Genomic DNA, 26,099 nt, shown 5'->3' on the forward strand with positions numbered 1-26,099 from the left:
GGAGATCACGATCCTTATGGAAATTTAGATGTAATGATAGTATTCGAATTATATCATACTCGGTTATGCCTCAGTGCCCTCGCATCACAAATCCGGTCTGCATCCGTGCAGACCGCCAAGTCGACTACCGATTATGGCTGAAACGGGGGACGTGGTAACGGGACCGGAGGCTTGGCGCGATCATCCCGTTGAATCAGGGAATTTCCTGATAGTTCCCTGAACCAAAGGGATAATGAGGCTAAGGGGTTAGGAAAAGCCAATAAACATGCATCAAGCACGGGAATTGCTGCTGTGCCTCATTATGGCTTGATCGTTTGGATTAGCAGAGCTGTATAGGCTTTCGCGCCTTCAGGCCGAAGGTGAACACCGTCCTCATAAAAATATTCCGGATGCCCCTTGCTGGCGGAGTGCCAATCGGCGAGAGACACGTTAGGGTAATCCGCAGCGGCTTGGGCCAGCATGCGGTTCACCTGCTGTTCCCAGTCGCGCGGAACGCGAATGTTCACCAGGATAATCTGCTTCGCAGTAGACAGGGAAGCGAGCAGGGAATCCAGCTCCTGGGGTGAAAAGGCTCCATTCGTCCCAAGGGCGATAATCACGACACCACCGTCGATGCGCCCCCATTGTGCGAGCTGGGGAAGCAGGCTCTCTGCCTGCCGAAGCTGACGGCCGATCTCGGCATCGATGTTGATGCCGGGGAGCGATTGCTCGAGATAAGGCGTGACGCCAAGCATGACAGAGTCGCCAATAGCCGAGATGGCTGCAGCGGGACTGCCGGTTTCATGGCCCGCTCGGGGCGGCTCTCCTTGCTGCGGTCTGGATTTACCTTCGCCGGAAGGGCTGTCGCCTGCGTCGCCGCTGCCGGAGGGATCCGAAGATGGTGCATCACTCGGCTGGGTAGACGAGGGGGATTTCTCTCCGCCAGACGGAGGCAGATCCTGCGAGTTGGTGTCGCCTGGCGAGCCGGGCTCGCTTTGCTGCCCGGTCTCATCGGAATCAGTTGGGCGAGCCTTTCCTGGCGCAGGATCCCCGCTGCCCGCACCCTCCTCAGAGTCCTTATCGGGATTGCCGGTTGCTGACGTCTCGTCGCTTCTTTCATCGATAGACGAAGGAGGAGACTCAGGCTTCTCGCCGCTGATATCAAGCTTACCGTCAGCGTTTCGATCATCAGATTCGCCCTGCGCTTGCTGCGGATGGGTGTTATTGATATGGCCCTTCGTGGTGTCGCTTCCATTCACGGCACCCGCCGGCTGGCTTCCTTCCGGATTCGTCATTTCAAGCCAAGCGGCCATATCGCCGCCCGTTTTTACAGTGTGGGCGCTGGTCATAATGCCGAAGCAAAAAATAGCGAGCAGTCCTATCAAACCTAATGAAGCCATCGATCCTCGCAATGTCAGAAAGATCGAGCGCGGCTTACGCTGCCGGACGTTGTTCCACAGCGACTGCAGACGGCCTCTACGAATCGGCTCCTCTACATAGGTATAAGTTAAGGCTGCTAGCACGATGCTGGCGATAATCTGCAGGCTGATCTCCGCGGCGGACAGCTGCCCAGGCCCCGCTGGAGGCGAAGTCAGAATCATGACCGGATAATGCCACAGATAAATGCCGTAGGAACGAACGCCGATCCATCGCAGCGGCTTCCAGCTTAGCAGCCTGCTCCACATCGATGCAGGATGTGCGAGCGCGGCTACCAGCACCGCAGCGGCGACAGAGAAGCCGAGCATGCCGCCTTGATAGACGAGCGGATCATAGCGATCCGTCTTCCACAGCATGAACAGGACGATGAACAGCGCAAGCCCGCCCACGAGGTTGAGGCTGTGTCTGGTCCTTCTGGTCGATGAGACGGATGAGAGCTTTGAACTTGGCCAGACCAAGGCAAGTGCTGCGCCGATCAGCAGGCCGAATGCACGGGTATCCGTTCCGAAGTAGACCCGGCTTGGATCCGTTCCGGGTACGTATAATGCAGCCATGGCAAATGCCGACAGCGCCGCCCCGGTCATAATGAAGGTGAACAGCTGCCCCCTTCGGGGAAAGAATCGCAGACCGATGACCATCAGAATCGGCCATAGCAGATAGAATTGCTCCTCCACCGCCAGTGACCAGAAGTGACCGAGCGGGGATGGAGGCCCGAATGATTCGAAATAGGATTTTTGTTCCCAAATGAATTGCCAATTGCTTATGTATGTCACAGCTCCGAGCACATCGTTTCGAAGCTCCGGTAATCTGGCGGGATCGAACAGCGTCACCCATACCACAGTCATGAACAACGTGAACAGCATGGCAGGCATCAGCCTTCTTATTCTGCGCATCCAGAAATCTTTAAGATTCAATGTACGGCTGTGATGCCACTGGGCAGCCAGTATATCGGTAATCAAATAGCCGGAGAGTACAAAGAAGAGGCTCACTCCGAGGAAGCCGCCGGAGGCGAAGCCAAACTGCCAGTGATAGGCCATCACTGCGAGCAGGGCAAGCGCACGAAGACCGTCGAGTCCGGGCATGTATCGGGTCAAAGGACGGTCTGGCGGATGTATGTTTTCTTTTACGGGTGACTTGTTCTTGTGCTGGTCGTATGTAGGTGCCCTATGAAGCATGTTAACCTTCCCTTTCTAAGCTGGGGATATCACATTCTTCCGATGTGTTGTCAAGCGAGAGCCATATCCCTGAGAATCGATATCACTTCATCATCTTATCATGGCTGAAATGCCAGAAGGTGACAAAAACATGAATTCGTGGATACATTATGATGTCAATAAAAAGACAGAAATTTCACTGGACAATGACAAGAAAAAAGGAGGCGAACCTTTCGGGTTCCCTCCTTTAGGGGATGAGCTTATAGAGGCAGACTTCGCAGTCACGGATGTATTCCGGATTATCGGTAGCAGGAGTTATTTAACAAGGACGCAGGTTACAGGGCAGCCCCTTCGCGTTTGCGGAAGAAGGCCTTCAGCGCCTCGTACACCTCGGATTTATCTTTGATGACGTAATGCATGAATTGGTCCAGCTTTATATTTTTGTAGGCGGACATCAGCGTGCTGTTGCGGTTGTACTGATTAACTTCTCCGTATCCGAACATGTTGCTCACTTTAAGCAGCTCGCCGATCAGCTTGACGCAGCGCTCATTATCCGAGGTCAGGTTGTCGCCGTCGGAGAAATGAAACGGATAGATGTTGTATTTGGCCGGAGGATACCTGCGGTTAATGATGTCCAGCGCTTTCTGGTAGGCAGAAGAGCATATCGTTCCACCGCTTTCGCCCCGGGTGAAGAACTCCTCCTCGGTCACTTCTTTGGCTTCCGTATGGTGCGCGATGAAAACGATGTCGACTTTTTCATATTGTTTGCGGAGGAAGCGGGTCATCCAGAAGAAGAAGCTGCGCGCGCAGTATTTCTCAAAAGATCCCATAGACCCCGAGGTGTCCATCATCGCGATAATGACGGCATTCGACTCGGGAATGACGGTATCATCCCATGTCTTATACCGGAGATCGTCCGGGCTGATTCCGTGGATGCCGGGATTGCCGTCTCGCGCATTGCGCCGCAAATTTTCGAGAATGGTCCGCTTTTTGTCGATGTTGGACATAATGCCTTTTTTGCGAATGTCGTTGAAGACGATGGACTCGGTTTCAATCTGCTCCTTATCCTTGGGCTGCAGCAGCGGAAGCTCGAGCTCCTCAAACAGCATGTTCTCCAGCTCATCAATGCTGACTTCGGTTTCCACGATGTCGTATCCGGCCTGGTCCCCGGCAGATTCTCCCTTTCCGGGCTGGGCCGAGGCAGGGTCGCGGCCAAGCACATCGCCGACCTGGCTGTCACCGTCACCCTGACCGACATGCTTTTGCTTTTGATAATTATAGATGAAGCGATACTCGTCAAGACTGCGGATCGGCACTTTGATGATCTGTTTGCCATCGGACAGAATAATATTCTCTTCCGTAATAAGATCGGGCAGGTTGCTTTTGATGACCTCACGGATTTTATGCTGATGACGGACCTGATCCTGGTACCCTTTGCGATGGAGAGACCAGTCTTCCCGGGATACGATAAACGAAAAGGCGTCCTTGTTCTGCAAGCGGCAGTCACCTCCCAAGTGTAGTCTTGACCTTGTGCAGGATTCATCTGAGTTAATGCGCTGTAGTATCTCATTATATTCGGGAGAAAGAGCGATATGTGAGTGTGAAATGGCGAAAAAAAAGACTCTCTTCCGATAAAGTGCAGGAAAGAGAGCCGGTCGATAGGAGCAATAAGGGGCTTAACCGGTTAAAACCATAAAAAACAGAGAGCCGATCGTAAGCATAATGACACCGTTGATGATGGAGCCGACAACACCGAACACGCGCTTGCGCTGCTTGGTGAAGGCACCGGCCAGACCGAGAATCAACCCGACCAGATTGATGAAGATAATGATCATGAAGATGGCGGCAAGGGTTGTCATGGCTTCGAGTGTTTCCTGGGTAGGTTCAAGTACGGTGCCGTCTGGCGTTATGAACGGTTCGATCATGGTGTTGCCCATCGCGCCGAGAAGTATGTATCCGACCAACGTGATCACAGACAGAATGAAGGAAGCAATGCCAAGTCTTGAATGCTTCCGGTCTTCAGGCGGGGCAAAGGAATGGTTGTCGTTGCCCGGGACATCGTGCTGCTCGGGTGAGGAAGATGTTGGTTCCATAATATATTCGCTCCTTCTAATGTAGTAGCTCCCTAATAATGTTTCACAAAATGGCCTTGAAATCAAGTCTGGGCGGTATTCAGAAAGGTGGCAAAGAAAGGGGTAATCCGTTAAACTAAAGGCTGTACATATGAGGATGGCTAAGGATGCTGTGATATGTTGTAAAGGAGTTGAATGAAATGCAGCGTATGTTTATTGCCTGGGGCGCGGCTCTGATGGCGCTGTCGGTAGCGATTGGGGCGTTCGGTGCGCATATGCTTGAGGATCGCATTGGTGCGGATGCGTTGGCCGTTTATGAAACGGGCGTTCATTATCATATGATTCATGGAATTGCCATTTTGATTACAGGACTGTTGGCCGGGGTTTCCGGGAATTCAAGAGGATTGTTCTGGGCCGGCACGCTGTTTATTGTCGGGACGATTATTTTTTCCGGCAGTTTGTATGTGCTCAGCATAAGCGGCATCAAGTGGCTGGGGGCGATTACGCCAATCGGTGGCACCGCTTTTATTGCGGGGTGGATTGCGCTAATGGTCTCGGCCCTGTCAGGTCGGCGACAATCGCGATGAACATTAAAAATGGCTTCTCCCAGCAGCTGGGAGAAGCCATTTTTAAGTTGCGGACCTATGAGCTCACACTAAATTCGTCTATCTCATTGACTTTGAACGTGTATACTTGCTTTTCATCAACATGATACACATTCACCAAAGCGTTGACCTCGTCAAAATTAAGAATGCGGCAAGGCAAGCTGATTTGCTTCCCTCTTTGATTGGTGGTCAAGCGAACGAGCCGATTATCTCTGCTGTACTGTTTGATCCATTCAAACGGATCGTTGCCAGCGGTGATGTTCTCTACGTTCTTACTGGTGGTGTCTGTGATCTCAGCTGACTCCGTTGTCTCTGATTTCTCTGATAATGCCGTGGTCACCGCAACCTCCTGGGAGTCTACATCACCAGATTCGAGGTCTAGAGGGAGTGGTTCTGGGGATTCTTTAGTCGTTTGAACCATCACGTCGATCAATTTTCCAAGCTTTATGCCGGATTTGATTTGAAAATCGACGACCTCTTTCTTGCTGTTAAGCAGTTCCAGCAAATATTGCAAAGCCAGTGCGTTGGAGGGACTTTTGACCAATATATCAACGTTAAATAAATGGCCCCTGTCGTCGGTGTCTGTGTTCTTTCTCATAGCTTTTAACCTTCACCAGCTTTCACATTATTCCTAGTGTCTACAATATACCATATTTCAAAAATTTTCATAGTCCTAATGTCTCTGTGACAGAGACTATTATACTGGTACCTAATTTCGGACTTCGGAACCAAACGAATAATCTAGGAATACATATATCTAAAGGCGTATGAGGGGAGGTACAAGGACATGGTTACTCTGCTGCCAATGGAGGTGGAAGGGCATACGGTGATGGGTGTGGAGGTGAAGCTGCCCAAAACGACCTTGCTGGCCGTCTACACATCCCTTGGATATATCATGTGCGGAGCCCTTGATGTTGGTCTTCTTAATGAAAAGCTTGCCGACAGGCATATTATAGCAGGGAGAGCCGTTGGTGTAAGGACATTGGAACAGCTGATGGAAGCCCCATTGGAATCGGTAACGCTGGAGGCCGAGAAGATGGGGATTCATCCCGGGCTTACCGGAAAGGAAGCGCTGCTTCGTATGCTGTGAGATGGCCGACATACAGGTTGATTGGTTGCAGGTTTCGGGCTGCCCTTACGGGCGGCTTTTTTGTGTTTCGCATTTACGTAAACTCCTGCTTTATCATCCGAACACAAGAGGTTCCGGATTTTTTTGTAGGCAGTCTACAATGACTCGTTATCCTTGATGTTATATAATGTTACAAACAATAAGTTGGATATAACGCGAATATAACATGAAAAGTGAGGGGTAACTGATGATTGAAGCAAACCCATATTCCTTCCCCTACGACGGGGATTTACGTTGTGATAACACGGCGTTGATTATTATCGATATGCAGACCGATTTCTGCGGGCCGGGCGGTTATGTGGACCGAATGGGGTATGATCTTTCGCTTACCCGGCGAGCTATTGAGCCTATCCAGCGTCTTCTGGAAACGGCTCGGGCATTGGAAGGCTTCACGATTATTCATACGCGTGAAGGGCATAAGCCGGATCTGTCGGATTTGCCGGACAACAAGCGGTGGCGCAGCCGGCAGATCGGAGCCGAGATCGGGTCTGAGGGGCCTGCTGGCAAAATCCTTGTGCGCGGCGAGGCCGGCTGGAACATCATTGACGAACTGGCTCCGCTTCCTGGAGAAATCATCATTGATAAACCGGGAAAGGGAAGCTTCTACGCAACCGATCTGGATCTGATTTTGCGCAATCGCGGAATCCGGAACCTCATTCTCACGGGCATCACGACCGATGTCTGTGTTCACACGACGATGCGGGAGGCTAACGACCGCGGCTATGAATGTCTGATCCTGGAGGACTGCACCGGGGCGACCGATTATGACAATCATCTGGCTGCACTCAAGATGGTGACGATGCAGGGCGGCGTTTTTGGCAGTGTCTCGGATTCTAGCCGCGTGATCGCTGCGCTCAAGGCATTGGCGGCTGCCCATGCATAGATACCGGTATATATATTTGCTTCAGCTGTTAGCGAAAGGAGGGGCAAGATGAGCTGTGTAGTACCTGAAATGATGACGATTGAGTGGCTCAGAGAAGTCTATAGTCGCCAGCTTGTAACGCCGGAGGAGGTGATTCGGGTCATGATCGAACGGGCGGAAGCCGATCGGGAGATGAACATATGGATCACGCCACCCCGGATGGAGCGGATACGGCCTTATCTGGAACGCCTGGATACGTTAGATCCGAGAACATCGCCGCTATGGGGCGTGCCGTTTGCCGTGAAGGATAATATTGATGTCGCCGGCATTCCGACTACGGCGGGATGTCCGGATTATCAGTTTATCCCTCAGCAGCATGCCGCCGTTGTCGCCAAATTGATCGAAGCCGGAGCGATTCCTGTTGGCAAGACGAATCTGGATCAATTTGCGACAGGATTGGTCGGGACGCGAAGCCCATATGGGGAGACGCATAATGCGCTGCGCCCCGAGCTGATCAGCGGAGGCTCAAGCTCAGGCTCGTCGGTTGCCGTTGCGAGGGGACAGGCTGCCTTCGCCCTAGGCACAGATACGGCAGGGTCAGGCCGGGTTCCTGCTGCGCTCAACAGGCTGGTCGGATATAAGCCGCCGCTTGGAGCCTGGTCAACCTCTGGGGTCGTACCGGCATGTGCAAGCCTGGACTGTGTCAGTGTGTTTACGTGGCAGCTGGCGGATGCACGGGTTGTGGACGGCGTTGTCCGAGGATACGACGCAGACGATCCGTGGTCAAGAGAGATTGGGCCGGCAGTTGCCCGGATGCCGAAACAGGTATGTTTGCCGAAGGGAGAGCTGTCCTTCTTCGGTCCGTATGCGGAAGCTTACCGATCCGCCTGGGAGAAGACGGTTCGCCGGTTGCAGAACATATATGTAAACATCCGTTATGTGGATACAGACGTGTTCGAGCAAGCCGCTGCCCTGCTCTATGGCGGACCGTTCGTGGAAGAACGTCGGGCAGGACTCGGGGGATTCGTCGAGGCTAATCCAGGCAGTCTGATGCCGGAAACGGAAACAGTGCTTCGTTCAGGGGCGGACGCCGGATATGATGGCGCATCGGTGTTCCGGGCAATGCATCGGCTGCAGTCGCTGAAGCTGGCGGCCCGCCGACTGCTTGGCGATGGTGTTCTGGTGCTGCCGACGACTGGAGGAACCTGGAGCAGGGCTGATATTCACGAGCAGCCGATCAGGCGCAATCAGGATCTCGGACAATACACGAACCACTGCAACTTGCTGGATATGAGTGCGGTCGCAGTGCCGGGAGAAGATGCGGAGCAAGGGCTGCCGTTTGGGATTACGTTCTTTGCGATGGCGGAGCACGATGGCGCGGAAGTGGCAGCGGCGGAAGCGTTCCTGGAAGCGATGAATCGTTCCCGCCCTGCTGCGGGAGAAGACGCGGCCTCCGTCCAGGTGGCGGTCTGCGGACTTCATATGAGGGGATATCCGCTGGCGGCTCAGATGGAACGGCTGGGGGCATCCTTTCTGCGGGAAGCCAGAACATCGCCCGCATATCAGCTGGTGAAGCTGGCAATGGAACCGCCTCGTCCGGGGCTGATCAGGAAGGAGGCTGGAGGGGCGTGCATCGACCTGGAAATTTGGGAGATGCCCGTTAAATCCCTTGGCGAGCTGGTAGCCACCGTCCCTTCACCACTCGGCATTGGCAGAGTCGAGCTTGAGGACGGAACGGAAGTGACCGGGTTTATTTGCGAAGCGTTTGCGGCTTCATCCGAGGGGGCGGAGGACATCACGTCTTTAGGGGGATGGCGTGCGGCGGTACGGCCTGAAGCGGGAAGCGCCGTCTGACGGAGGTGGGCGAAAACTGGCCGGTAGCTGGCTGTAAGTCCTTTAAGCTGTGGATTATTTATAAGGGCTGTGTTGGACCTCCGGAGACAGAGGGATCGAGTTGAACGACTGAATAGGCTCTTCTCATGCTCAAGTGAGAGGAGCCTTTTTATTCGTAATATATAACATAATATGTAACATACGAGGTACTTATGTGTACAAAAAACAAAATAGTAGTCGGATTTATATAAATATTTGCTAAAGAAATTGATAGAAAGCTGTATTATACTTGAGGAAGTGAAGATAAGTGATTATAAGTGTTAGTTAATATGACATATAAAAGGAGGCGGTTCGAATGAAAACTGATCATCCCGTGAAACCTGCCTATTTGCTCCGAGCCGCCGGTCTTACGAAACGTTTCGGTTCTCTGACAGCCAACGAGGGAATTGATCTGGAAGTCCGGCCTGGTCAAATTCATGCCATCCTTGGTGAGAACGGCGCGGGCAAGAGCACGCTCATGAAAATGTTGTATGGCGTATACGAACCGGACGAAGGAACCGTTCTGATGGATGGGGAGCCGGCCGTACTATATCCGCCAAGCCGGGCGAGAGCGAAAGGGATCGGTATGGTGTTTCAGGATTTTCGCCTGATTCCGGCTATGACCGTACTGGAGTCGATTGCGCTCGCGGTAGAATCAGGTTTTGCATTGCGGCGAAAGCAGCTCCGGGCCCGGATTCTTGAAGTATCGCGCAAATACGGACTGGCGGTGGACCCTGACGCCTATGTCTGGCAGCTGGACCTCGGGCAGCGACAGCGTCTGGAAATTGTGAAAGTGCTGCTGGCGCCGGGAACGAGGGTCATCATTTTTGACGAACCGACCAGCGTGCTTGTGCCTCAGGAAGTGGAGAAGTTTCTGGATATGCTGGATAAACTCCGCAAGGACCGTTACGGCATCCTGCTCATCACCCACAAGATCAACGAGGTGCTGGCCTGCGCCGATCAGGTGTCTGTTCTGCGGGCCGGCCGGATGGTATACCAGTCTGATCAGGTGGACAGCGGGGACGGCGATAAACTGATCTCCGCCATGATGGGGGAGAAAACGTTAAACCCGGTGACGAAGCAAGGGATGCACGGGGAAGAACGCGAGCCTATATTACAGCTTAAGGACGGCACAATTCGAGGAGATCATGGGGAGCCGGTGCTGGAGGGCGTTCACCTGACGCTTCGGAAGAGCGAGATTACCGGTGTAGCAGGGATTTCAGGCAACGGCCAGCGGGAACTGGCAGAAGTGCTGTTTGGACTCAGGAAGCTGGGCACCGGTGAGCTGACCATCGCTTCGGCTGTGATGAACGATGCGTCAACGAAGGAATTCATGGAAGCCGGAGTGACCTTCGTATCCGAGGATCCTATCAAGGAATCCGTCATCCCTGGCTTCTCTATTCTGGAGCATATGATACTCGATGGCATTGAGGCGCCTGTCAAAGGGGCCAATATCGACTGGGCCCGCGCGCAAAAACTGCTGGAAGACAGCGAGGAAGCCAGGGCGCTTGCACTTGCCGACGGGAGCAGAAGGGCGGATCAGCTGTCTGGAGGCAATGTGCAGCGAATGGTGCTTTCCCGGGCGTTGATCCGCAAGCCGGACATTTTGATTATTAGCTACCCCAGCCGCGGGCTGGACATCGGTACAACTCGTACGATCCAGCAGCAGCTAATTGAGCTGGCTAAGCAGGGGACGGCGGTGCTGCTGTTCTCCGAAGATCTGGATGAGCTGTTCAAGCTGTCGGACCGCTTGGTGGTACTTAGCGGCAAGAAGCTGCTGGGCCCGTACGATACGCATGAGACCGACGTATCGAGGATCGGAGAACGCATGCTGAAAGGAGAATCCGCATGAAACAACAAGCTGGAGCCGCGGCTCTGTCCCCGGCGAATGGGATGACCCGCGGAAACCGTTGGAAGCCGGCCGCCCTGAAGACAGCGCTGATGCTGGCACCATTCGTTGTGTTTGGACTCTTCCTGTTATTTCACAACGTCAACCCTGTCACACTCTATATTTCGATGATTCAATCCACGTTCGGTGACCTGTATGGTTTTGGCGAGGTGCTGCTGAAGGCGACGCCATTTATTCTGACGGGCCTGGCGGCTGCGCTTCCGGCTAAGGCGGGATTGGTGAATGTGGGCGGTGAAGGTCAGCTGGCCATCGGCGCGCTGTTCTCAACCTGGTTTGCCGTATTCTACCTTGATGCGATGCCGGCCGCGCTCGGCATTCCGCTGATGCTGCTTGCAGGCGCGCTTGGCGGGGGCTTATGGGCCGCCGTTACGGCCCTGCTCAAAGTGAAGGGCGGGCTGAATGAGACGATTACGAGCCTGCTTCTCAATTATGTTGCGGCGTTTACCGTTGGCTTTTTCGTGCATGGGCTGCTCAAGGATCCGAACTCGTTCAACTGGCCCTTCTCGCCGGAGATCGCATCATCGCTGCGGCTGCCGGTCGTCAACGGCACGAGGCTCCATGTCGGCATCCTCCTTGCGCTGGTGCTAGCGGCGGTCACCTGGTATGTGCTTGCGCGAACAAGACTTGGATTTCGCATTCGCGTTATCGGCAGCAACCGGTTTGCAGCCGAACGAGCGGGCTTCCGCATTAACCGCACCTACTTCTGGGTGCTCGTCGCAGGCGGGATGCTTGCCGGCATTGCCGGGATGATCGAAATCGCCGGCATCGAAGGCCGGCTGCGGGCTTCCACTGGCGTCAACTATGGTTATCTTGGATTTTTGGCGGCGATGATGGCCTGGAACCATCCGCTTCGGATCGTTCTGACCGGATTTATTCTCGGGATGATCAGCGTGGCGGGCAACACACTGGAGATTGCTTCCGGCTTGCCCGCATCGTCTGTCCATATTTTGATGGGGCTCGTACTGTTCTTCATACTCGGCAGCGGAAGGAGGTCTTCACGATGATTGCAGATATTTTAACAGGGGCGATCCGCTCGGGAACATCGGTTATGCTGGCCTCGCAGGGGGAGCTGATATCCGAGCGGGCGGGTGTGATCAACCTGGGGACCGAGGGCTCGATGCTGTGCGGCGCGCTCGGCGGATTCGCCGTCACGGTCTGGACCGGCAATCCTTGGCTTGGCGTGCTGGCGGGCGGCATTGCGGGCATGCTCATATCCGCGATTCATGCCTTCCTGGTTCTCGCTTGCGGAGCGAACCAGCTGGCAACAGGCTTGACGATTATGTTCTTCGGCATGGGGGTGACCTCGTTTCTGGGCCGGGGTTTCGTCAGCGAGCAGATCGTGGGCTTCAATCCCGTCCCCATTCCGTTTCTGTCGGACATTCCGTTCATCGGCGGCATATTGTTCAATCATGATCCGCTGACCTATCTGGCGATCCTGTTCGTCCCATGTCTGTGGTACGTGCTATTCCGGACGCGGCTTGGCATCGTGCTGAGAGCGACCGGAGAGCGTCAGGAGGTGTTGTTTGCCAGCGGGATTAATCCGAAGCTGGTTCGTTACCTGGCGGTGCTGGCCGGAGGTTTTCTGGCAGGCGTGGGAGGTGTCCAGCTGTCCGTCGCCTTTACCCATAGCTGGGTGGAGAATATGACACAGGGACGCGGCGTCGTAGCGGTGGCGCTGGTGATCTTCGCTTCATGGATGCCGGCCAGAGCGATGCTCGGCGCGTATCTGTTCGGGGCGGCCCAGGCGCTTCAGCTGACGGTGCAGCAGCAAGGCCTGCCGATCTCGCCGTTCTTCCTGTTCATGGTGCCTTACCTGCTCACATTGGCAGCACTGCTGATTGTGGAGCGCAAGCAGCGAAGCTTGATGCCGGAATCACTGGGCAAGGTTTTTGCCGGGGACGGCGCTCGCTAGCGCTATCCGCTAGTTATTGGCGCAGGAAGCTACTTATCCATTTCGATATTTTAAGGGGGAAACAGAACAATGAACCATACACGAAAAGCTTTCCGTACAACCTTGATGTTAGGTGTCCTGGCCTTGTCCATGCTGGTGAGCGCATGCAGCCAGCCGGGAGCTGCGCCGAGCCCAAGCGGGGCTGCAGAGGGTGGCGAAGCGGCTGCTCCGGGAACCGGAGGTTCCGCGATCGGATTTATTTTTGTAGGAACGAAGGATGATCATGGCTACAATCAGGCGGCGTATATCGGCAGCGAAGCTGTGGAGCAGGCCTTCCCTGACATGAAGGTGCTCCGCTCGGAGAACGTGCCGGAAACGGCTGAAGCCGAGCGGGTGATGGAGCAGATGATCAAGAACGGGGCAAAGATCATTTTCCCGACCTCGTACGGTCATCTGGAGCCAAGTCTGAACGTGGCCAAGCGCCACCCGGACGTTGCGTTCTTTCACCAGGGCGGGCTGAAGACGGCCGATAATCTCGGCACTTACTTCGGCACGATATGGGAACCGAATTATTTGGCAGGTGTAACGGCAGCGCAAATGTCCAAAACCGGGAAGCTTGGTTTCATCGTCTCCGTGCCGATTCCGCAGGTACTGCTGAATGTGAATGCATTCCAGCTTGGAGCGCAGTCGGTCAATCCGGATGCAACGACCTCTGTCGTATTTACCGGCAGCTGGTGCGACCCGGGTCAGCAGGCGAATGCGGCCAACTCGTTGATCGATGCAGGCGCTGACGTGCTTGGCCAGCATCAGGACTGCACGAAGACCGTGATCGAAACGGCCGAGCGCCGCGGGGTGATGTCGGTCGGCTACCATACGGACGCCTCGGCACTGGCGCCGGAAGGATGGCTGACGGGATCTGTCTGGAACTGGTCGGACCTGTTTGTGGATATGACCCGGACCGCGATTGACGGCAGCTTCAAGGGCAGTATCTATGATGGCAAATATCGCGGGATGCTGAAGGATGATGTTGTGCAGCTGACAGATTTCGGAGCGAGCGTGCCGGAGGACGTTCGGACCTACGTGCTGGAGCAGAAGCAGGCAATCATTGACGGGACGCTGCATCCGTTCGCCGGACCGGTGAAGGATCAGGAAGGAAACGTGAAGATCGAAGAGGGAGCGGAGCCGGATGCAGAGGAATTGGAAGCGACGGATTATTTGGTTGAAGGCGTCATCGGCAGCATTCCGAAATAAGCGACAAGGACGTGATTTCTATGGAGAAGAGCAGGAAGACAGAAGTGCGAACAGCGGAAGAGATGCCTTGGGCGCTCATGCCGGATCACGTAGCGTTGTATCATCGCGAGATTGTGTCTGCCAAGGAAGCAGATGAGCTCGGTATACGAATGAATTCGGTGCTATGGGAGAAGATCGGCGTCGGGGGCGCCGTTCTCCCTCACTATCATGATGTTGCCGAGATTATTCATATCACAGCCGGGAAGGTGCGCTTGCTCTGCAATGGGGAGTGGCAATGTTACCGGGCCGGAGATACGTTCCATGTGCCGGCAGGGGTTGTCCATTCTGTGGCCAATGACGGCGACGAGCCTTCCGAGCAAATCAGCATCTTCGTTCCGGCAGAAGCGGAAGTGCCCCCGAATCGGTTCTTCGGCACGACGCTGGTTCCGGCGGATCTTGCCGAGGTTTTGAGACGATGAAGCGCACCGGAGGGGTGGGGACGGAAGTGACAGGCTTGATAACGGAAAAGGTGATCGAAACCGCTCTGCCGTATGCTTTTCCATTCGACCCGGCGCGTACGGCAGTCATCATCATTGATATGCAAAATGATTTTTGCGCACCCGGTGGTTTCGGCGAACGCCTTGGCAATGACGTCACACCGGCCCGGCGCATCATCCCGGCGGTCCAGGCTGTGCTTGCGGCAGCCCGGGCAGCGGGGCTGACGGTCATGCATACCCGCGAGGGGCATCTTCCGGACCTATCCGATTGTCCGCCCGCCAAGCTTGAGCGAAGCCGAAAGCAAGGCGCGGGCATCGGTGACCCCGGTCCGATGGGACGTATTCTTGTCCGGGGTGAGCATGGGCATGACATTATTCCGGAGCTGTATCCGGCCGAAGGTGAGCCCGTGATAGACAAGCCGGGGAAGGGCGCCTTCTATGCCACGAATTTGCAGGATCTCCTGGAGGCAAGGCGGATCGAGTATCTGGTGCTGTGCGGCGTGACAACCCATGTCTGTGTGCATACAACGCTGCGGGAAGCCAATGACCGGGGATACCGGTGTCTGGTGCTGGAGGATGCGACGGCGGCTTTTGATCCGGCCGATCATGAGGCAGCTCTTCATATGGTCAGGCAGCAAGGCGGCATATTCGGCTGGACGGCAGCCAGCGCTGCGTTCATGTCCGCGATCAGTTGAACGAGGCAGGGAGCATGGATTAGAAAAGGTGGATGCCGCACGCATTAAGATGACAACTTAGCGAAGCTTGGAAGGGGAGAGGATGATATGGAATACGGTATGCGTGATGCATTTACGGTCAGGGATTTATTCGGTGTGCCGCATTTTGAAGATGCAGCGCTGCTTGGCGGAGATGCCGGGCTGGACGTGCCGATCAGCCGTGTCAACGTGATGGAAGTGCCGGACGTGGTCGATTGGGTCAGACCGGGTGAATTCCTGATGACGACCGGATATCCGTTCAAGGAGGATCCGAACGCCCTGGTTACGCTGATTGCCCAGCTGAAGCAGAAGGGTGTGGTTGCGCTTGGCATTAAGACGAAGCGGTTTCTGGATGCCGTACCCGAGGCGGCGATTCGGGCAGCTGATCAGTACGGTATTCCGCTCATTGAACTCCCCCCGGCTACGACCTTTTCCGATGTTGTTCGTGAAGTGATGGAGCGCGTGCTTGTTGCGGAATCGAGAGATTTATCGATTCTTCAGGGCCGCGTTCAACGCCTGTCCCACGTGCTGCTGCACGGGGATGGGCTTCCTGCATTTCTGAATCATCTACAGCTCATGATCAAGCATCCGGTCGCCCTGCTGGACCCCGAGAACCGCTGGACGGCTTCCCCTGCCGCCGAGGACTGGTGTGTTCAGATTAATGACGAGGCATGGAGCGGTTTGAGGGGAGAGCCGATGGCAGAGACGCAGTTTCTGCGCATGGGAGAGCGCCAGCTCCGCGTTCATGTGACTGCGGTATCCGATGATGGCCCAAGATCCTTCCTGCTGCTTATCATCGAGGATGGCAGCAACTATGGGCCGGTGGATGCGCTCACTGTAACCTGGGCCGGGCGTCTGCTTGGCTTCGAGATCAGCAATATGCAGGCAAGAAAGACGATTGAAGCCAAATATTTCGACCAGTTTCTTCAGGACTGGATCAGCGGAAGGGTGGTCTCCTCTGTTGATCTGCGGCTGCGCGCAGAGGCCTGTGGATGGCCGCTGGAGCGCGGGGCTGCCTATGTGATTGGTGTCGCGGCGATGCGAAGCGTCAAAGCGGATGTCAAGAAGCTGCAAGCCATCGCCAAACGGCTAAATGATGAGAGTGCTCTGTACAAAAATGCGGTGAAATGGACGGTGCTGGAAGGGGCGCTTGTCGTTCTCCTTACCTTTCGTCACGAGCAAGGCGAAGCCGGGGTGCCGGAGCGGCTCATCCGCCAAGCATGGGATATGCTGCAGGCAGCGCTGCCCGGAGAAGCTGAGGCGCTGTGCCTGGGCCGGGAAGCTGTTGGTACCGGGGCTGTGCCTAACAGTTACAAGGATGCCAGACGCGCAGCCGAAGTTCGCAGCGTCTGCCGCCTAAGCGATACGGTGGTCCGCTTCGGCGATCTGGGCCTCTACCTGCTGCTCTACCGGCTTCAGGGAAGCGATGAGCTTGAGGTATACAAGCGGATGTATCTGCAGCCGCTGCTGGAGCTGGACACGCGGCAGAGCGGAGCGCTGCTGTCTACGCTGCGGACATACTTCCAGTGCAACTGCAATGCGAAGGAAACGGCGGAGCGGATGTTCGTGCATTACAACACGGTCAACTACCGACTCGAACGGATCCGCAGCGAGCTTGGACTGAGGCTGGATGATCCGGAGACGAAGCTGATGCTTCAGCTGGCGCTGAAGCTGGAAGAGATCCAGGAGCTGAATTAATGAAACAGCCATCGCAGCAGCTAACCATACAACGTGGCAGAATGCTGCGGGGGCTTGTGTCAAGAAATGCTTTATGTTCTGCATACGCAAAAAAAAGCCACTCCTTTATTAATGGCCGGGATAACCCGCGATTAAGCAAAGGAGGGCTTCTTTATTTAAACGGTATCATTCTGCGTTCAAGATGACGCTTCAATCCTTGGCAGCCAGCCGGTGCGCGGCAGCGGCTGGCCGCTGAAATGGTCAGCAATGGCGCTACTCGAACAGCTTCTTGAGATTCTCGCTGTATGGAGCCTGCACCATGCCTTTTTCGGTAATGATTGCCGTTACATATTCATTAGGCGTTACATCAAAGGCCGGGTTGTAGACCTTGACGCCATGAGGTGCAGTCCGCTTGCCAAAACCTTCGGTAATCTCTTCAGCCGGGCGTTCTTCGATCGGAATCTCCGCACCGGTCTTGGTGTTCAGATCGATGGTAGACAGCGGGCAGGCCACATAGAACGGGATGCCGTGAGCCTTGGCCAGCACGGCCAGGCCGTAGGTGCCGATCTTGTTCGCGACATCGCCGTTGGCCGCTACGCGATCCGTGCCGACGATGACAGCCTGCACCCAGCCCTTGGACATGACCATGGCTGCCATATTGTCGGCGAGCAGGGTGACGTCAATGCCGGCCTGCTGAAGCTCGAATGCCGTCAGGCGGGCGCCCTGGAGCACGGGTCTTGTCTCATCGGCGAACACCTTGATGTTCATGCCCTGCTCGTGGGCAAGGTACATCGGTGCAAGCGCGGTGCCGTACTTGGCCGTAGCCAGACCGCCCGCATTGCAGTGCGTAAGGATGCCCATGCCATCCTTGAACAGCGGCAGAGCGTTCTCTCCGATGCGGCGGCAGACGTCTTCGTCTTCCGCGCGAATCGCTTCAGCCTCTGCCAGAAGTGCAGCATTCAAGGCGGTGCGGTCCGATAGGGTCTCGGCCAGCTTCTCGGCAGTCAGCTTTATGCGGTCCAGAGCCCAGAACAGATTAACGGCTGTCGGTCGCGATGTAGCAAGGTAATCGCATGTGGTCCGCACCTGCTGCAGCCATTCGCCAGGCTGGTCTCCGGCATATTGAAGGCCTCCGAGCACGACGCCGAAGGCAGCGGCTATCCCGATTGCAGGAGCTCCCCTGACCTTCATGGAATGGATGCCTTCCCATACTTCCTCGGGGGTGTACAGCTTGAGATAAACGATGTCCTCAGGCAGCAGGCGCTGATCCAGCAGAATCAGATGGTCGCCGCCCCAGGAGACGGAGCTTAAAGGTTCATAGGTGTGGGTCTGGCCTGCAGATGTATAGCTCATATCGAAACCTCATTTCCTGATGCTTGTTTAACGAGTTCAATCACATCATCGATGGACTTGATGCTGCGATGATGACGAACGAGATTTTTACCGATGGCCAGCGCCTTGCGCTGTGCCGCTTCCCTGGCGGTAGCGTCTGCAATGGTATCAATATCGATAACGTGGGACAAACCGACGATACGGCGGATCATTTTGCAGCCTGCATAGCCTGCGGCATCCTGCAGCACCTGCAGGACGTAATGATCCTGATACCCCGGCGTGCGGGACATTTCATCCAGCAGGTCTGCATTCCATAGCTGCCGGAAGTTCCGCTCATAATGGTTCCATACATCCTGCGACATCTGCACAAGCCGCTGCTCCCGGAGCTGCTGCGCTTTCGGATCGGCAGCCCAGCCCGGTGTGGCGGCGTAGTTCAATAGCAGATTGCCGATAACTGCCCCGATATCGAAGCCCATCGGGCCGAAGAAGGCAAACTCCGGATCGATCACCTTGGTGGACTCTGCCCTTACGAAGATGCTTCCGGTATGGAGATCCCCATGGAGAAGGGCTTGTCCTTGCGTGAGGAACTTGTGCCGCAGCAGCGTCACTTCAAAATGCAATTCGGTATCGCTGCGCAGCGCCTCGGCTTCATCTGCGATGCTGTCCGGGTAGCTGTTGTTCGGAGAATCCCGGTAAGGATCCTCGAAGATCAGATCCTCTGTAATCTTGCACAGATCCGGATTTATGAAGCGTCCGGCAAGCTCCTTCTTCTTCTGCTGGTTCATGCCGAGATCGGAAGTATAGAACAAGGTTCTGGCAAGGAATTCGCCGATATGCTTCGCAAACTTCGGATAGCTGTTTCCTTCAATCAGACCTTTGCGCATAATCGTATATTCGCTCAGATCCTCCATGATCGTGTATGCCATCTCGTCCGAATAACCGTACACTTCGGGAACGAGAGCCGGGCAGAGTGAATGCTCCATTTCGAGCGCCTCGCGTTCGATGCGAGCCCGGTCAAGCGATAGCGGCCAGGATTCACCGACGACTTTGGCATAAGGAACCGCCTGTTTGATAATGAGGCTGTGATCCGAATGCTTGGCGGTGACATGAAACACCAGATTCAAATTTCCATCGCCGATTTCCCGGCATTCAAGTTCGGCTTGATCCGGGAAACGGCCCGGTAAACTTTTGGCCAGCTGTATAGCTTCTTCCGCGGTGAGCGGATGATATGCAGACATAAACTGTCACCCCCAAATATGATAGAAGAAATTAAAGCCAACTTATGTGCTTGGTATTAGTAGTATAACGTTTTTTCGCGGTTTTTGTATATTTTTTTGGATATTGGCGAATGGATGCGCTTTGATTCGAAACATTGGCGAACGGGTATGCTATAATTAGACTCTCGGCATGTAAGGAACGATCAGGAAATAGACTTCGGGCGCCGGGAAGAATATCGTGAGCAATCCCTGGCCCGCTGAACCTTCATTCTGCGAGTAGGGATGTACCACTTTATAAAAAGGAAGGGATAAACCATGGCGAAAGCTTCTTCGAACAAATCGGCAGGCAAAACCAAAAGCTCGGGAATTGAACAGCTGCTGAATCAGCAGGTGGCTAACTTGAACGTGCTGTATGTGAAGCTCCATCATTACCACTGGTACGTAACCGGTGAGCAGTTCTATGCTTTGCATGAGAAATTTGAGGAATTGTATAATGAGGTCACGCTGAAAATGGACGAGGTTGCTGAGCGCATGCTGGCCCTGAAAGCCAAACCGGCTTCCACGATGAAGGACTATCTGGACCTTGCGACCGTTCAGGAAGCGTCCGGCAAAGAGGATGCCCGCAAAATGGTGCAAACGCTGATCGAGGACTTTGCTACGGTGGCGGAAGAGCTGCAGGAAGGCATCGATATGGCGGAAGAAGCCGGAGATGCTCCGACTGCAGATATGTTAACAGGATTTAAAGCAGACTTTGAAAAGCATATGTGGATGCTTCGTTCATTCTTGGGGTAAGCTCCAAGGGAGAGCAATCCTGCTGCCTGATCACAGGCCTGGCCGGGGACGGTCAGGTCTGTTTCTCTTATTTCGCAAAGTCCGCCGCCTGCCCTGTTAGCGGCTTGTCCGGTTGAAATACGTCACTTTTTATTATAAAATGGCTTGAGAATCAGTGAGAATCAGTTTAGAATAATTATTACAAACAAGTAATTGTTCTATATGGATGAAATCAGGGCGTCCAATCCTGTTATCATAATTGAGGACACACTATACTAACTATTCGACGGAGGGAATCGAACATGTCAACAAAGTTTGTCATTGAAGGATTGAAAGCAACAATCGAAGGGAAAGAGATTTTGAAAGGAATCGACCTGGAGATTAAAGGCGGAGAAGTTCATGCGGTTATGGGACCGAACGGTACTGGTAAAAGTACGCTGGCATCCGCGCTTATGGGACATCCAAAATATGAAGTAACTGACGGCAGTGTAACGCTGAATGGCGAAGACGTACTCGACATGGAAGTGGATGAGCGCGCTCGCGCTGGCCTGTTCCTGGCAATGCAATATCCGAGCGAGATCGCCGGTGTGACAAATTCCGACTTCCTGCGCAGTGCAATCAACGCACGCCGCGGCGAAGGCAACGAAATTTCCCTCATTAAGTTTATCCGCCAGATGGAGACCAAGATGAAGGAACTGGAGATGAACCCGGAGTTCGCTCACCGTTACCTTAATGAAGGCTTCTCCGGCGGTGAGAAGAAGCGGAACGAAATTCTGCAAATGCTGATGCTGGATCCGAAAATTGTCGTACTGGACGAAATCGACTCCGGTCTGGATATCGACGCACTGAGAATCGTAGCTAACGGTGTGAATGCGATGAAATCCGAAGAACGCGGTTTTCTGATTATTACCCACTATCAGCGGTTGCTTAACTATATTACACCAGATTATGTGCACGTCATGATGCAAGGACGCATCGTGAAGTCCGGCGGTCCTGAGCTGGCTGAGCGTCTGGAAGCGGACGGATACGACTGGATCAAGGAAGAGCTGGGCATTACAGACGAAACTGTAGGACAAGAAGCGTAAATAGACGGGAGGAGGAAACGATATGACTACACAAACCATTCTTCCGGTCAACGCTGAAGCTTTGAAAGCTTTGTCCGCAAGCAAGCAGGAGCCAGCATGGCTTACTGAGAGCAGACTGGAATCGCTTGAGCTGGCCGGACAGCTTGAGCTGCCGAAGCTGGAGAAGCAACGCATCGAGAAATGGGCGATTAACAGCTACGGTCAATTCAAGGAGGGCGCTTCACTTGCTTCGCTTGACGATCTGCCGGAGCATGTTGCTAAGCTGGTGGCAGGCTCCAGAGAAGGCGGCCTGGTCATTCAGCGCAACTCGGGTGCGGTTCATGCGAGCCTCTCGCCAGAGCTGGCCGCGAAAGGCGTCATTTTCACAGATCTTCAGACGGCGGTCAGAGAGCATGCTGATCTGGTGAAACCGTATCTGCATCAAGCTGTGAAGCGTGACGAGCACAGCATGGCTGCACTGCATGCCGCGCTCTGGAACGGCGGAGTGTTTCTGTATGTGCCTAAAAATGTCGAGGTGGATGCACCGCTTCAGGCCATCTTCCTCGTTGATGATGCGGAAGCAACGTTTGCGCCGCATGTGCTCGTTGTAGCCGAAGCGAACAGCCAGGTTACGTACGTGGACAACTATGTTTCGGATTCGCTGTCTGCGCCTATCACACACAACGGAGCGGTTGAGGTATTTGTCAAGAACGGAGCGAAGGTCCGTTACGCGACCGTTCACCAGCTGGCTGAAGGTGCAACTGATGTGACATTCCGTCGCGCTGTGATCGACAACGACGCCTCCATCGAATGGATCGTTGGCGAGATGAACGACGGCGATACCGCGAGCGATACGATGAGCATTCTGAAAGGGAACGGCTCCACTTCGGATGCCAAAGTCATCGCAGTAGGTTCCGGTTCTCAGAAGATTAACTATACAACACAGGCGAAGCATTTCGGAAAAAGCTCCGCTTCTCAGATGATTACCCGTGCCGTCATGAGGGAAGAAGCCCAGGCGATCATTAACGGGATCACCAAAATCGAGAAGGGCGCTACGAAAGCTGACGGTCAGCAGACCGAACGCGTGCTCATGCTGAGCCCGAAAGCGCGCGGTGACGCCAACCCGATCCTGCTCATTGATGAGGATGATGTGACGGCAGGACACGCGGCTTCTGTCGGTCAGGTTAACCAGGAGCAAATCCACTACCTGATGTCGCGCGGCATTTCCCGCCGTGTTGCAGAATCGCTGATCATCTACGGCTTCCTGGCTCCGGTTGTCAGCGAAATTCCGCTTGAAGGTCTCCGTGACCAGCTTCAAGGGCTTGTTGAAAGGAAGCTGGGACAATGATACCTTCATCCGTCCGTGAATGGTTCCCGATCCTTCATCAGGAGATCAACGGACATCCGCTGGTGTATCTCGATAACGCCGCGACTTCCCAGAAGCCGCGGCAGGTTATCGATGCGGTCAAGCGCTATTATGAGTGGGAGAACTCGAATGTGCACCGCGGCGTACACACGCTGGGCAGCCGTGCAACGGATGCCTATGAAGGGGCCCGGGAGAAGGTCGCCCGTTTTATTAATGCCGAAAGCGCTGAGCAGATTATTTTCAATCGAGGGACTACGGTTGGCTTGAATTTGGTCGCCTCGTCCTACGCACGCTCGGTTTGTGGTCCAGGCGATGAAATCGTCTTGACCGAAATGGAGCATCACAGCAATCTCATTCCGTGGCAGCAGGCCGCGCTCGCGACTGGCGCCACACTGAAATATATCCCGCTTCAACCGGACGGAACGATCCGGGTAGAAGATGTGGAACAGACGGTTACTGACCGGACGAAGCTCGTGGCGATCGCCTATGTGTCCAATGTGATGGGCGTTGTTCATCCCGTGAAGCAGATTGCCGAGATTGCGCATCGTCATGGAGCGGTGATCGTGGTTGACGGAGCGCAGAGCACTCCGCATATGAAGGTGGATGTGCAGGAGCTTGGAATTGATTTTTATGCCTTTTCCGGGCATAAGATGTGTGCTCCAACCGGCATCGGTGCACTGTACGGGAAGAAGGAGCTGCTGAATCGCATGGAGCCGATTGAATTCGGCGGCGAGATGATTAACGATGTCGGTTTGTATGAGTCCAATTGGAAGGAGCTCCCTTGGAAGTTTGAGGGAGGCACGCCGATTATCGCAGGTGCTGTTGGCCTGGGAGCTGCCATTGATTTCCTTGAAGAGATCGGTCTGGATGCGATCGAACAGCATGAGACGAAGCTGGCGGCATATGCGATGAACCGCTTGTCCGAAATCGAAGGGATTCGGCTGCACGGCCCGCGCGAGCGGAAGGTGGGTCTCGTTACTTTTAACCTCGGAGATGTTCATCCGCATGATGTCGCTACGGTACTGGATGCGCAAGGTATCGCTATTCGGGCAGGACACCACTGCTGTCAGCCGCTGATGCGCTGGCTCAAGGAAAGTTCTACAGCACGGGCCAGCTTTTATCTGTATAATACAGAAGAGGACATCGATCGATTAGTGAGCGCCTTAATCCAGACAAAGGAGTATTTTGGCGATGCAACTTGACGATTTATATAGACGTGTCATAATGGATCATTATAAAAATCCGCGAAATCGCGGGAAATTTGAAGACGATGCCGTTACGGTGGATCTGAACAATCCGACCTGCGGCGACCGGATCTCCTTGCAGCTGAAGATTGATCATGGCGTGGTGAGCGATGCCATGTACACAGGCGAAGGATGCTCCATCAGCATGTCGTCGGCTTCGATGATGACAGACGCCGTCAAAGGCAAATCTCTCGGAGAAGCGCTTGAGCTTGCATCCCGATTCTCTGCTCTGATGCAGGGGGAACCTGTGGAGTTTGAAGAATATGAGGATATTGAAGCCCTATCCGGTGTAAATAAGTTTCCTGCGCGCATCAAGTGTGCAACACTGGCGTGGAACGCACTGCGAAAAGGAATTGAATCAGAGCAGTAATATTACGATAGGGAGGTAAGATTAGTGGCTAAAAAAGCACCTGAATTGGAAGAGTATAAATATGGTTTCCGTGACGAGCATAAGGCTGTGTTCCAGACCGGCAAAGGCTTGACACGGGAAGTTGTCACTGAAATTTCCCGCATTAAGGGAGAACCTGAATGGATGCTGGACTTCCGTCTGAAGTCGCTTGAACAGTTTGAGAAAATGGCGGTTCCGCGTTGGGGCGGCGATCTCGACGAGCTGGACTTCAATGACATCCAGTATTATGTAAGACCTTCTGAGAAGCAAGGAAAGACTTGGGAGGAAGTGCCTGCCGAAATTAAGGAAACCTTTGATAAACTGGGGATTCCTGAAGCCGAGCAGAAGTTCCTGGCGGGTGTATCCGCGCAGTATGAATCCGAGGTTGTTTACCACAACATGCAGAAGGATCTTGAGGATCAGGGCGTTATCTTCATGGATACCGACACCGCGCTGAAAGAGCATCCTGAAATCTTCAGAGAGTACTTCGCAACTGTGGTACCGCCAGCAGACAACAAGTTTGCGGCACTGAACAGTGCAGTATGGTCCGGCGGCAGCTTCATCTATGTTCCTAAAGGTGTGAAATGTGAAATTCCGCTTCAGGCGTATTTCCGCATTAACTCCGAGAACATGGGACAATTCGAGCGTACCCTGATCATCGCTGACGAAGACAGCTTTGTGCACTATGTAGAGGGCTGTACCGCTCCAATCTACAGCACGAACTCGCTTCACAGCGCGGTCGTTGAGATTATCTGTAAGAAAAATGCCCGCGTTCGTTACACCACCATCCAGAACTGGGCGCCAAACATTTACAACCTGGTAACCAAGCGCGCAGTTGCTGAAGAGAATGCAACGATGGAATGGGTCGATGGCAACATCGGTTCGAAGCTAACGATGAAATATCCTGCGGTAGTACTGAAGGGCCGCGGGGCGAAAGGAAGCGTACTGTCCATCGCTGTTGCGGGCAAAGGCCAGCATCAGGATGCAGGGGCGAAAATGATTCACCTGGCTCCGGACACAACGTCTACGATCGTATCGAAATCGATCAGTAAGCATGGCGGTAAAGTAACTTATCGCGGACTTGCTTCCTTCGGACGCAATGCGGAAGGCGCGAAAGCGAACATCAAGTGTGACACGTTGATTCTGGATAACGAGTCGACCTCGGATACCATTCCGTACAACGAGATCAAGAATGACAACATTACGCTTGAGCATGAGGCCACCGTATCCAAGGTGTCGGAGGATCAATTGTTCTATCTCATGAGCCGTGGTCTGAGCGAAGCAGAAGCGACGCAAATGATCGTCATGGGCTTCATCGAGCCGTTCACGAAAGAACTGCCGATGGAATATGCGGTTGAGATGAACCGTCTCATCAAATTCGAGATGGAAGGCAGTATCGGATAAGTTCTGCTGGTGCCAACCGATGTTAAATGATAGAAGGCGAACTTCACAGTTCGCCTTCTTTTTTTATTCCACCACCTGTGCGGATACAGTTTCTGCGATATTTTCCTAAAGTGTAACTAAGTAAGCACTGCATTATACATACATAGCTGGTCCTCGCGTGCCGTAGATTTCCTATGAGGGATACGTGGGGGATGAAAGGGGATGATGACTCCGGATGAGTGGCTTATACGATATAAAAAAGCATCCCGTCACATCATGCATGTACGGGATGCTTTAGCCTGGGGGC

23 protein-coding genes are annotated in these 26,099 nt (G+C 54.1%); 17 read left to right on the forward strand and 6 right to left on the reverse strand.

What is annotated here, in order from left to right; genetic code table 11:
- Positions 1–299: 299 nt before the first annotated feature.
- From MKX64_RS16535 to MKX64_RS16545, 3 genes are all read right to left on the reverse strand, one after another.
- Positions 300–2,591, reverse strand: coding sequence for an acyltransferase family protein (locus tag MKX64_RS16535; protein WP_341036667.1), 2,292 nt, complete (start codon positions 2,589–2,591; stop codon positions 300–302).
- Positions 2,592–2,905: 314 nt separating this feature from the next.
- The gene (gene yhbH / locus MKX64_RS16540) at positions 2,906–4,066 is read right to left on the reverse strand and encodes a sporulation protein YhbH (RefSeq protein WP_095399094.1); all 1,161 of its coding nucleotides are present in this window, start codon (positions 4,064–4,066) and stop codon (positions 2,906–2,908) included.
- A gap of 180 nt (positions 4,067–4,246) precedes the next feature.
- Positions 4,247–4,663, reverse strand: a complete 417-nt coding sequence (locus MKX64_RS16545) for a hypothetical protein (protein WP_095267223.1) — start codon at positions 4,661–4,663, stop codon at positions 4,247–4,249.
- Positions 4,664–4,842: 179 nt separating this feature from the next.
- On the opposite strand from MKX64_RS16545, the gene MKX64_RS16550 reads away from it, so the two are divergent.
- On the forward strand, positions 4,843–5,229 hold the full coding sequence (locus MKX64_RS16550; protein WP_341036669.1) for a DUF423 domain-containing protein: 387 nt from the start codon (positions 4,843–4,845) through the stop codon (positions 5,227–5,229).
- A 55-nt stretch (positions 5,230–5,284) separates the two neighbouring features.
- On the opposite strand, the gene MKX64_RS16555 is transcribed toward MKX64_RS16550, so the two are convergent.
- Positions 5,285–5,845: a hypothetical protein gene (locus tag MKX64_RS16555; protein ID WP_341036671.1), complete on the reverse strand. Its 561-nt coding sequence runs from the start codon at positions 5,843–5,845 to the stop codon at positions 5,285–5,287.
- A gap of 189 nt (positions 5,846–6,034) precedes the next feature.
- Here MKX64_RS16555 and MKX64_RS16560 point away from each other — a divergent pair, with 189 nt between their 5' ends.
- The 10 genes from MKX64_RS16560 to MKX64_RS16605 all read left to right on the forward strand — a co-directional run bounded on the left by MKX64_RS16560 (position 6,035) and on the right by MKX64_RS16605 (position 17,048).
- Entirely contained in the window at positions 6,035–6,337 is a 303-nt protein-coding gene (locus tag MKX64_RS16560) for a YunC family protein (RefSeq protein ID WP_341036672.1), read from the forward strand.
- Between the two features lie 226 nt (positions 6,338–6,563).
- Positions 6,564–7,259: a biuret amidohydrolase gene (gene biuH / locus MKX64_RS16565; protein ID WP_341036674.1), complete on the forward strand. Its 696-nt coding sequence runs from the start codon at positions 6,564–6,566 to the stop codon at positions 7,257–7,259.
- Positions 7,260–7,307: 48 nt separating this feature from the next.
- Complete coding sequence (gene atzF / locus MKX64_RS16570; RefSeq protein WP_095399091.1) at positions 7,308–9,092, forward strand: allophanate hydrolase; 1,785 nt, start codon at positions 7,308–7,310, stop codon at positions 9,090–9,092.
- 334 nt (positions 9,093–9,426) lie between these two features.
- Complete coding sequence (locus MKX64_RS16575) at positions 9,427–10,962, forward strand: ABC transporter ATP-binding protein (RefSeq protein ID WP_095267229.1); 1,536 nt, start codon at positions 9,427–9,429, stop codon at positions 10,960–10,962.
- Positions 10,959–12,023 (forward strand): ABC transporter permease, encoded by a 1,065-nt coding sequence (locus MKX64_RS16580; protein ID WP_155617914.1) that lies wholly within the window; start codon positions 10,959–10,961, stop codon positions 12,021–12,023. The genes MKX64_RS16575 and MKX64_RS16580 overlap by 4 nt, the downstream gene beginning before the upstream one ends.
- Positions 12,020–12,931 carry an ABC transporter permease gene (locus MKX64_RS16585; RefSeq protein ID WP_095267231.1) on the forward strand — a complete coding sequence of 304 codons (912 nt, stop codon included), beginning with the start codon at positions 12,020–12,022 and terminating at the stop codon, positions 12,929–12,931. Before MKX64_RS16580 ends, MKX64_RS16585 begins: the two co-directional genes overlap by 4 nt.
- Positions 12,932–13,000: 69 nt before the next feature.
- Positions 13,001–14,161, forward strand: coding sequence for a BMP family ABC transporter substrate-binding protein (locus MKX64_RS16590; protein WP_230875657.1), 1,161 nt, complete (start codon positions 13,001–13,003; stop codon positions 14,159–14,161).
- A gap of 20 nt (positions 14,162–14,181) precedes the next feature.
- Positions 14,182–14,619, forward strand: a complete 438-nt coding sequence (locus tag MKX64_RS16595; protein WP_095267232.1) for a cupin domain-containing protein — start codon at positions 14,182–14,184, stop codon at positions 14,617–14,619.
- A complete protein-coding gene (locus MKX64_RS16600; RefSeq protein WP_341036677.1) occupies positions 14,616–15,332 on the forward strand; it encodes a cysteine hydrolase family protein in 717 nt (238 codons plus the stop codon). The genes MKX64_RS16595 and MKX64_RS16600 overlap by 4 nt, the downstream gene beginning before the upstream one ends.
- A gap of 87 nt (positions 15,333–15,419) precedes the next feature.
- Positions 15,420–17,048 (forward strand): PucR family transcriptional regulator, encoded by a 1,629-nt coding sequence (locus tag MKX64_RS16605; protein WP_341036679.1) that lies wholly within the window; start codon positions 15,420–15,422, stop codon positions 17,046–17,048.
- 252 nt (positions 17,049–17,300) lie between these two features.
- Here MKX64_RS16605 and mtnA read toward each other — a convergent pair whose 3' ends face one another.
- Complete coding sequence (gene mtnA, locus MKX64_RS16610) at positions 17,301–18,380, reverse strand: S-methyl-5-thioribose-1-phosphate isomerase (RefSeq protein WP_095267235.1); 1,080 nt, start codon at positions 18,378–18,380, stop codon at positions 17,301–17,303.
- The gene (gene mtnK / locus MKX64_RS16615; RefSeq protein ID WP_341036680.1) at positions 18,377–19,597 is read right to left on the reverse strand and encodes an S-methyl-5-thioribose kinase; all 1,221 of its coding nucleotides are present in this window, start codon (positions 19,595–19,597) and stop codon (positions 18,377–18,379) included. Before mtnK ends, mtnA begins: the two co-directional genes overlap by 4 nt.
- A gap of 294 nt (positions 19,598–19,891) precedes the next feature.
- On the opposite strand from mtnK, the gene MKX64_RS16620 reads away from it, so the two are divergent.
- The 6 genes from MKX64_RS16620 (at position 19,892) to sufB (ending at position 25,813) form a co-directional block, all read left to right on the forward strand.
- Positions 19,892–20,368 (forward strand): Dps family protein, encoded by a 477-nt coding sequence (locus tag MKX64_RS16620; RefSeq protein ID WP_095267237.1) that lies wholly within the window; start codon positions 19,892–19,894, stop codon positions 20,366–20,368.
- 281 nt (positions 20,369–20,649) lie between these two features.
- Positions 20,650–21,432 (forward strand): Fe-S cluster assembly ATPase SufC, encoded by a 783-nt coding sequence (sufC, locus tag MKX64_RS16625; protein ID WP_095267238.1) that lies wholly within the window; start codon positions 20,650–20,652, stop codon positions 21,430–21,432.
- A 22-nt stretch (positions 21,433–21,454) separates the two neighbouring features.
- The gene (gene sufD, locus MKX64_RS16630) at positions 21,455–22,759 is read left to right on the forward strand and encodes a Fe-S cluster assembly protein SufD (RefSeq protein ID WP_095267239.1); all 1,305 of its coding nucleotides are present in this window, start codon (positions 21,455–21,457) and stop codon (positions 22,757–22,759) included.
- Positions 22,756–23,979, forward strand: a complete 1,224-nt coding sequence (locus tag MKX64_RS16635) for a cysteine desulfurase (RefSeq protein ID WP_141235872.1) — start codon at positions 22,756–22,758, stop codon at positions 23,977–23,979. Before sufD ends, MKX64_RS16635 begins: the two co-directional genes overlap by 4 nt.
- A complete protein-coding gene (sufU, locus tag MKX64_RS16640) occupies positions 23,969–24,391 on the forward strand; it encodes a Fe-S cluster assembly sulfur transfer protein SufU (protein ID WP_095267240.1) in 423 nt (140 codons plus the stop codon). The genes MKX64_RS16635 and sufU overlap by 11 nt, the downstream gene beginning before the upstream one ends.
- A 24-nt stretch (positions 24,392–24,415) precedes the next feature.
- Positions 24,416–25,813 (forward strand): Fe-S cluster assembly protein SufB, encoded by a 1,398-nt coding sequence (gene sufB, locus MKX64_RS16645; protein ID WP_095267241.1) that lies wholly within the window; start codon positions 24,416–24,418, stop codon positions 25,811–25,813.
- The last annotated feature ends 286 nt before the right edge of the window (positions 25,814–26,099 follow it).

This window comes from Paenibacillus sp. FSL M8-0334 (assembly GCF_038000405.1).
GTDB classification, from domain to species: domain Bacteria; phylum Bacillota; class Bacilli; order Paenibacillales; family Paenibacillaceae; genus Paenibacillus_AQ; species Paenibacillus_AQ campinasensis.

Excerpts from the sequence above, each read along its gene's own strand:
- MKX64_RS16635 (WP_141235872.1), top strand. The coding sequence starts at position 22,756 with ATGATACCTTCATCCGTCCGTGAATGGTTCCCGATCCTTCATCAGGAG.
- atzF (WP_095399091.1), top strand. The coding sequence starts at position 7,308 with ATGAGCTGTGTAGTACCTGAAATGATGACGATTGAGTGGCTCAGAGAA.
- MKX64_RS16600 (WP_341036677.1), top strand. The coding sequence starts at position 14,616 with ATGAAGCGCACCGGAGGGGTGGGGACGGAAGTGACAGGCTTGATAACG.
- MKX64_RS16620 (WP_095267237.1), top strand. The coding sequence starts at position 19,892 with ATGGCGAAAGCTTCTTCGAACAAATCGGCAGGCAAAACCAAAAGCTCG.
- mtnA (WP_095267235.1), bottom strand. The coding sequence starts at position 18,380 with ATGAGCTATACATCTGCAGGCCAGACCCACACCTATGAACCTTTAAGC.
- MKX64_RS16580 (WP_155617914.1), top strand. The coding sequence starts at position 10,959 with ATGAAACAACAAGCTGGAGCCGCGGCTCTGTCCCCGGCGAATGGGATG.
- biuH (WP_341036674.1), top strand. The coding sequence starts at position 6,564 with ATGATTGAAGCAAACCCATATTCCTTCCCCTACGACGGGGATTTACGT.
- mtnK (WP_341036680.1), bottom strand. The coding sequence starts at position 19,597 with ATGTCTGCATATCATCCGCTCACCGCGGAAGAAGCTATACAGCTGGCC.
- sufC (WP_095267238.1), top strand. The coding sequence starts at position 20,650 with ATGTCAACAAAGTTTGTCATTGAAGGATTGAAAGCAACAATCGAAGGG.
- MKX64_RS16585 (WP_095267231.1), top strand. The coding sequence starts at position 12,020 with ATGATTGCAGATATTTTAACAGGGGCGATCCGCTCGGGAACATCGGTT.
- MKX64_RS16545 (WP_095267223.1), bottom strand. The coding sequence starts at position 4,663 with ATGGAACCAACATCTTCCTCACCCGAGCAGCACGATGTCCCGGGCAAC.
- MKX64_RS16560 (WP_341036672.1), top strand. The coding sequence starts at position 6,035 with ATGGTTACTCTGCTGCCAATGGAGGTGGAAGGGCATACGGTGATGGGT.
- MKX64_RS16550 (WP_341036669.1), top strand. The coding sequence starts at position 4,843 with ATGCAGCGTATGTTTATTGCCTGGGGCGCGGCTCTGATGGCGCTGTCG.
- MKX64_RS16535 (WP_341036667.1), bottom strand. The coding sequence starts at position 2,591 with ATGCTTCATAGGGCACCTACATACGACCAGCACAAGAACAAGTCACCC.
- MKX64_RS16605 (WP_341036679.1), top strand. The coding sequence starts at position 15,420 with ATGGAATACGGTATGCGTGATGCATTTACGGTCAGGGATTTATTCGGT.
- MKX64_RS16575 (WP_095267229.1), top strand. The coding sequence starts at position 9,427 with ATGAAAACTGATCATCCCGTGAAACCTGCCTATTTGCTCCGAGCCGCC.
- MKX64_RS16590 (WP_230875657.1), top strand. The coding sequence starts at position 13,001 with ATGAACCATACACGAAAAGCTTTCCGTACAACCTTGATGTTAGGTGTC.
- MKX64_RS16595 (WP_095267232.1), top strand. The coding sequence starts at position 14,182 with ATGGAGAAGAGCAGGAAGACAGAAGTGCGAACAGCGGAAGAGATGCCT.
- MKX64_RS16555 (WP_341036671.1), bottom strand. The coding sequence starts at position 5,845 with ATGAGAAAGAACACAGACACCGACGACAGGGGCCATTTATTTAACGTT.
- sufD (WP_095267239.1), top strand. The coding sequence starts at position 21,455 with ATGACTACACAAACCATTCTTCCGGTCAACGCTGAAGCTTTGAAAGCT.
- sufU (WP_095267240.1), top strand. The coding sequence starts at position 23,969 with ATGCAACTTGACGATTTATATAGACGTGTCATAATGGATCATTATAAA.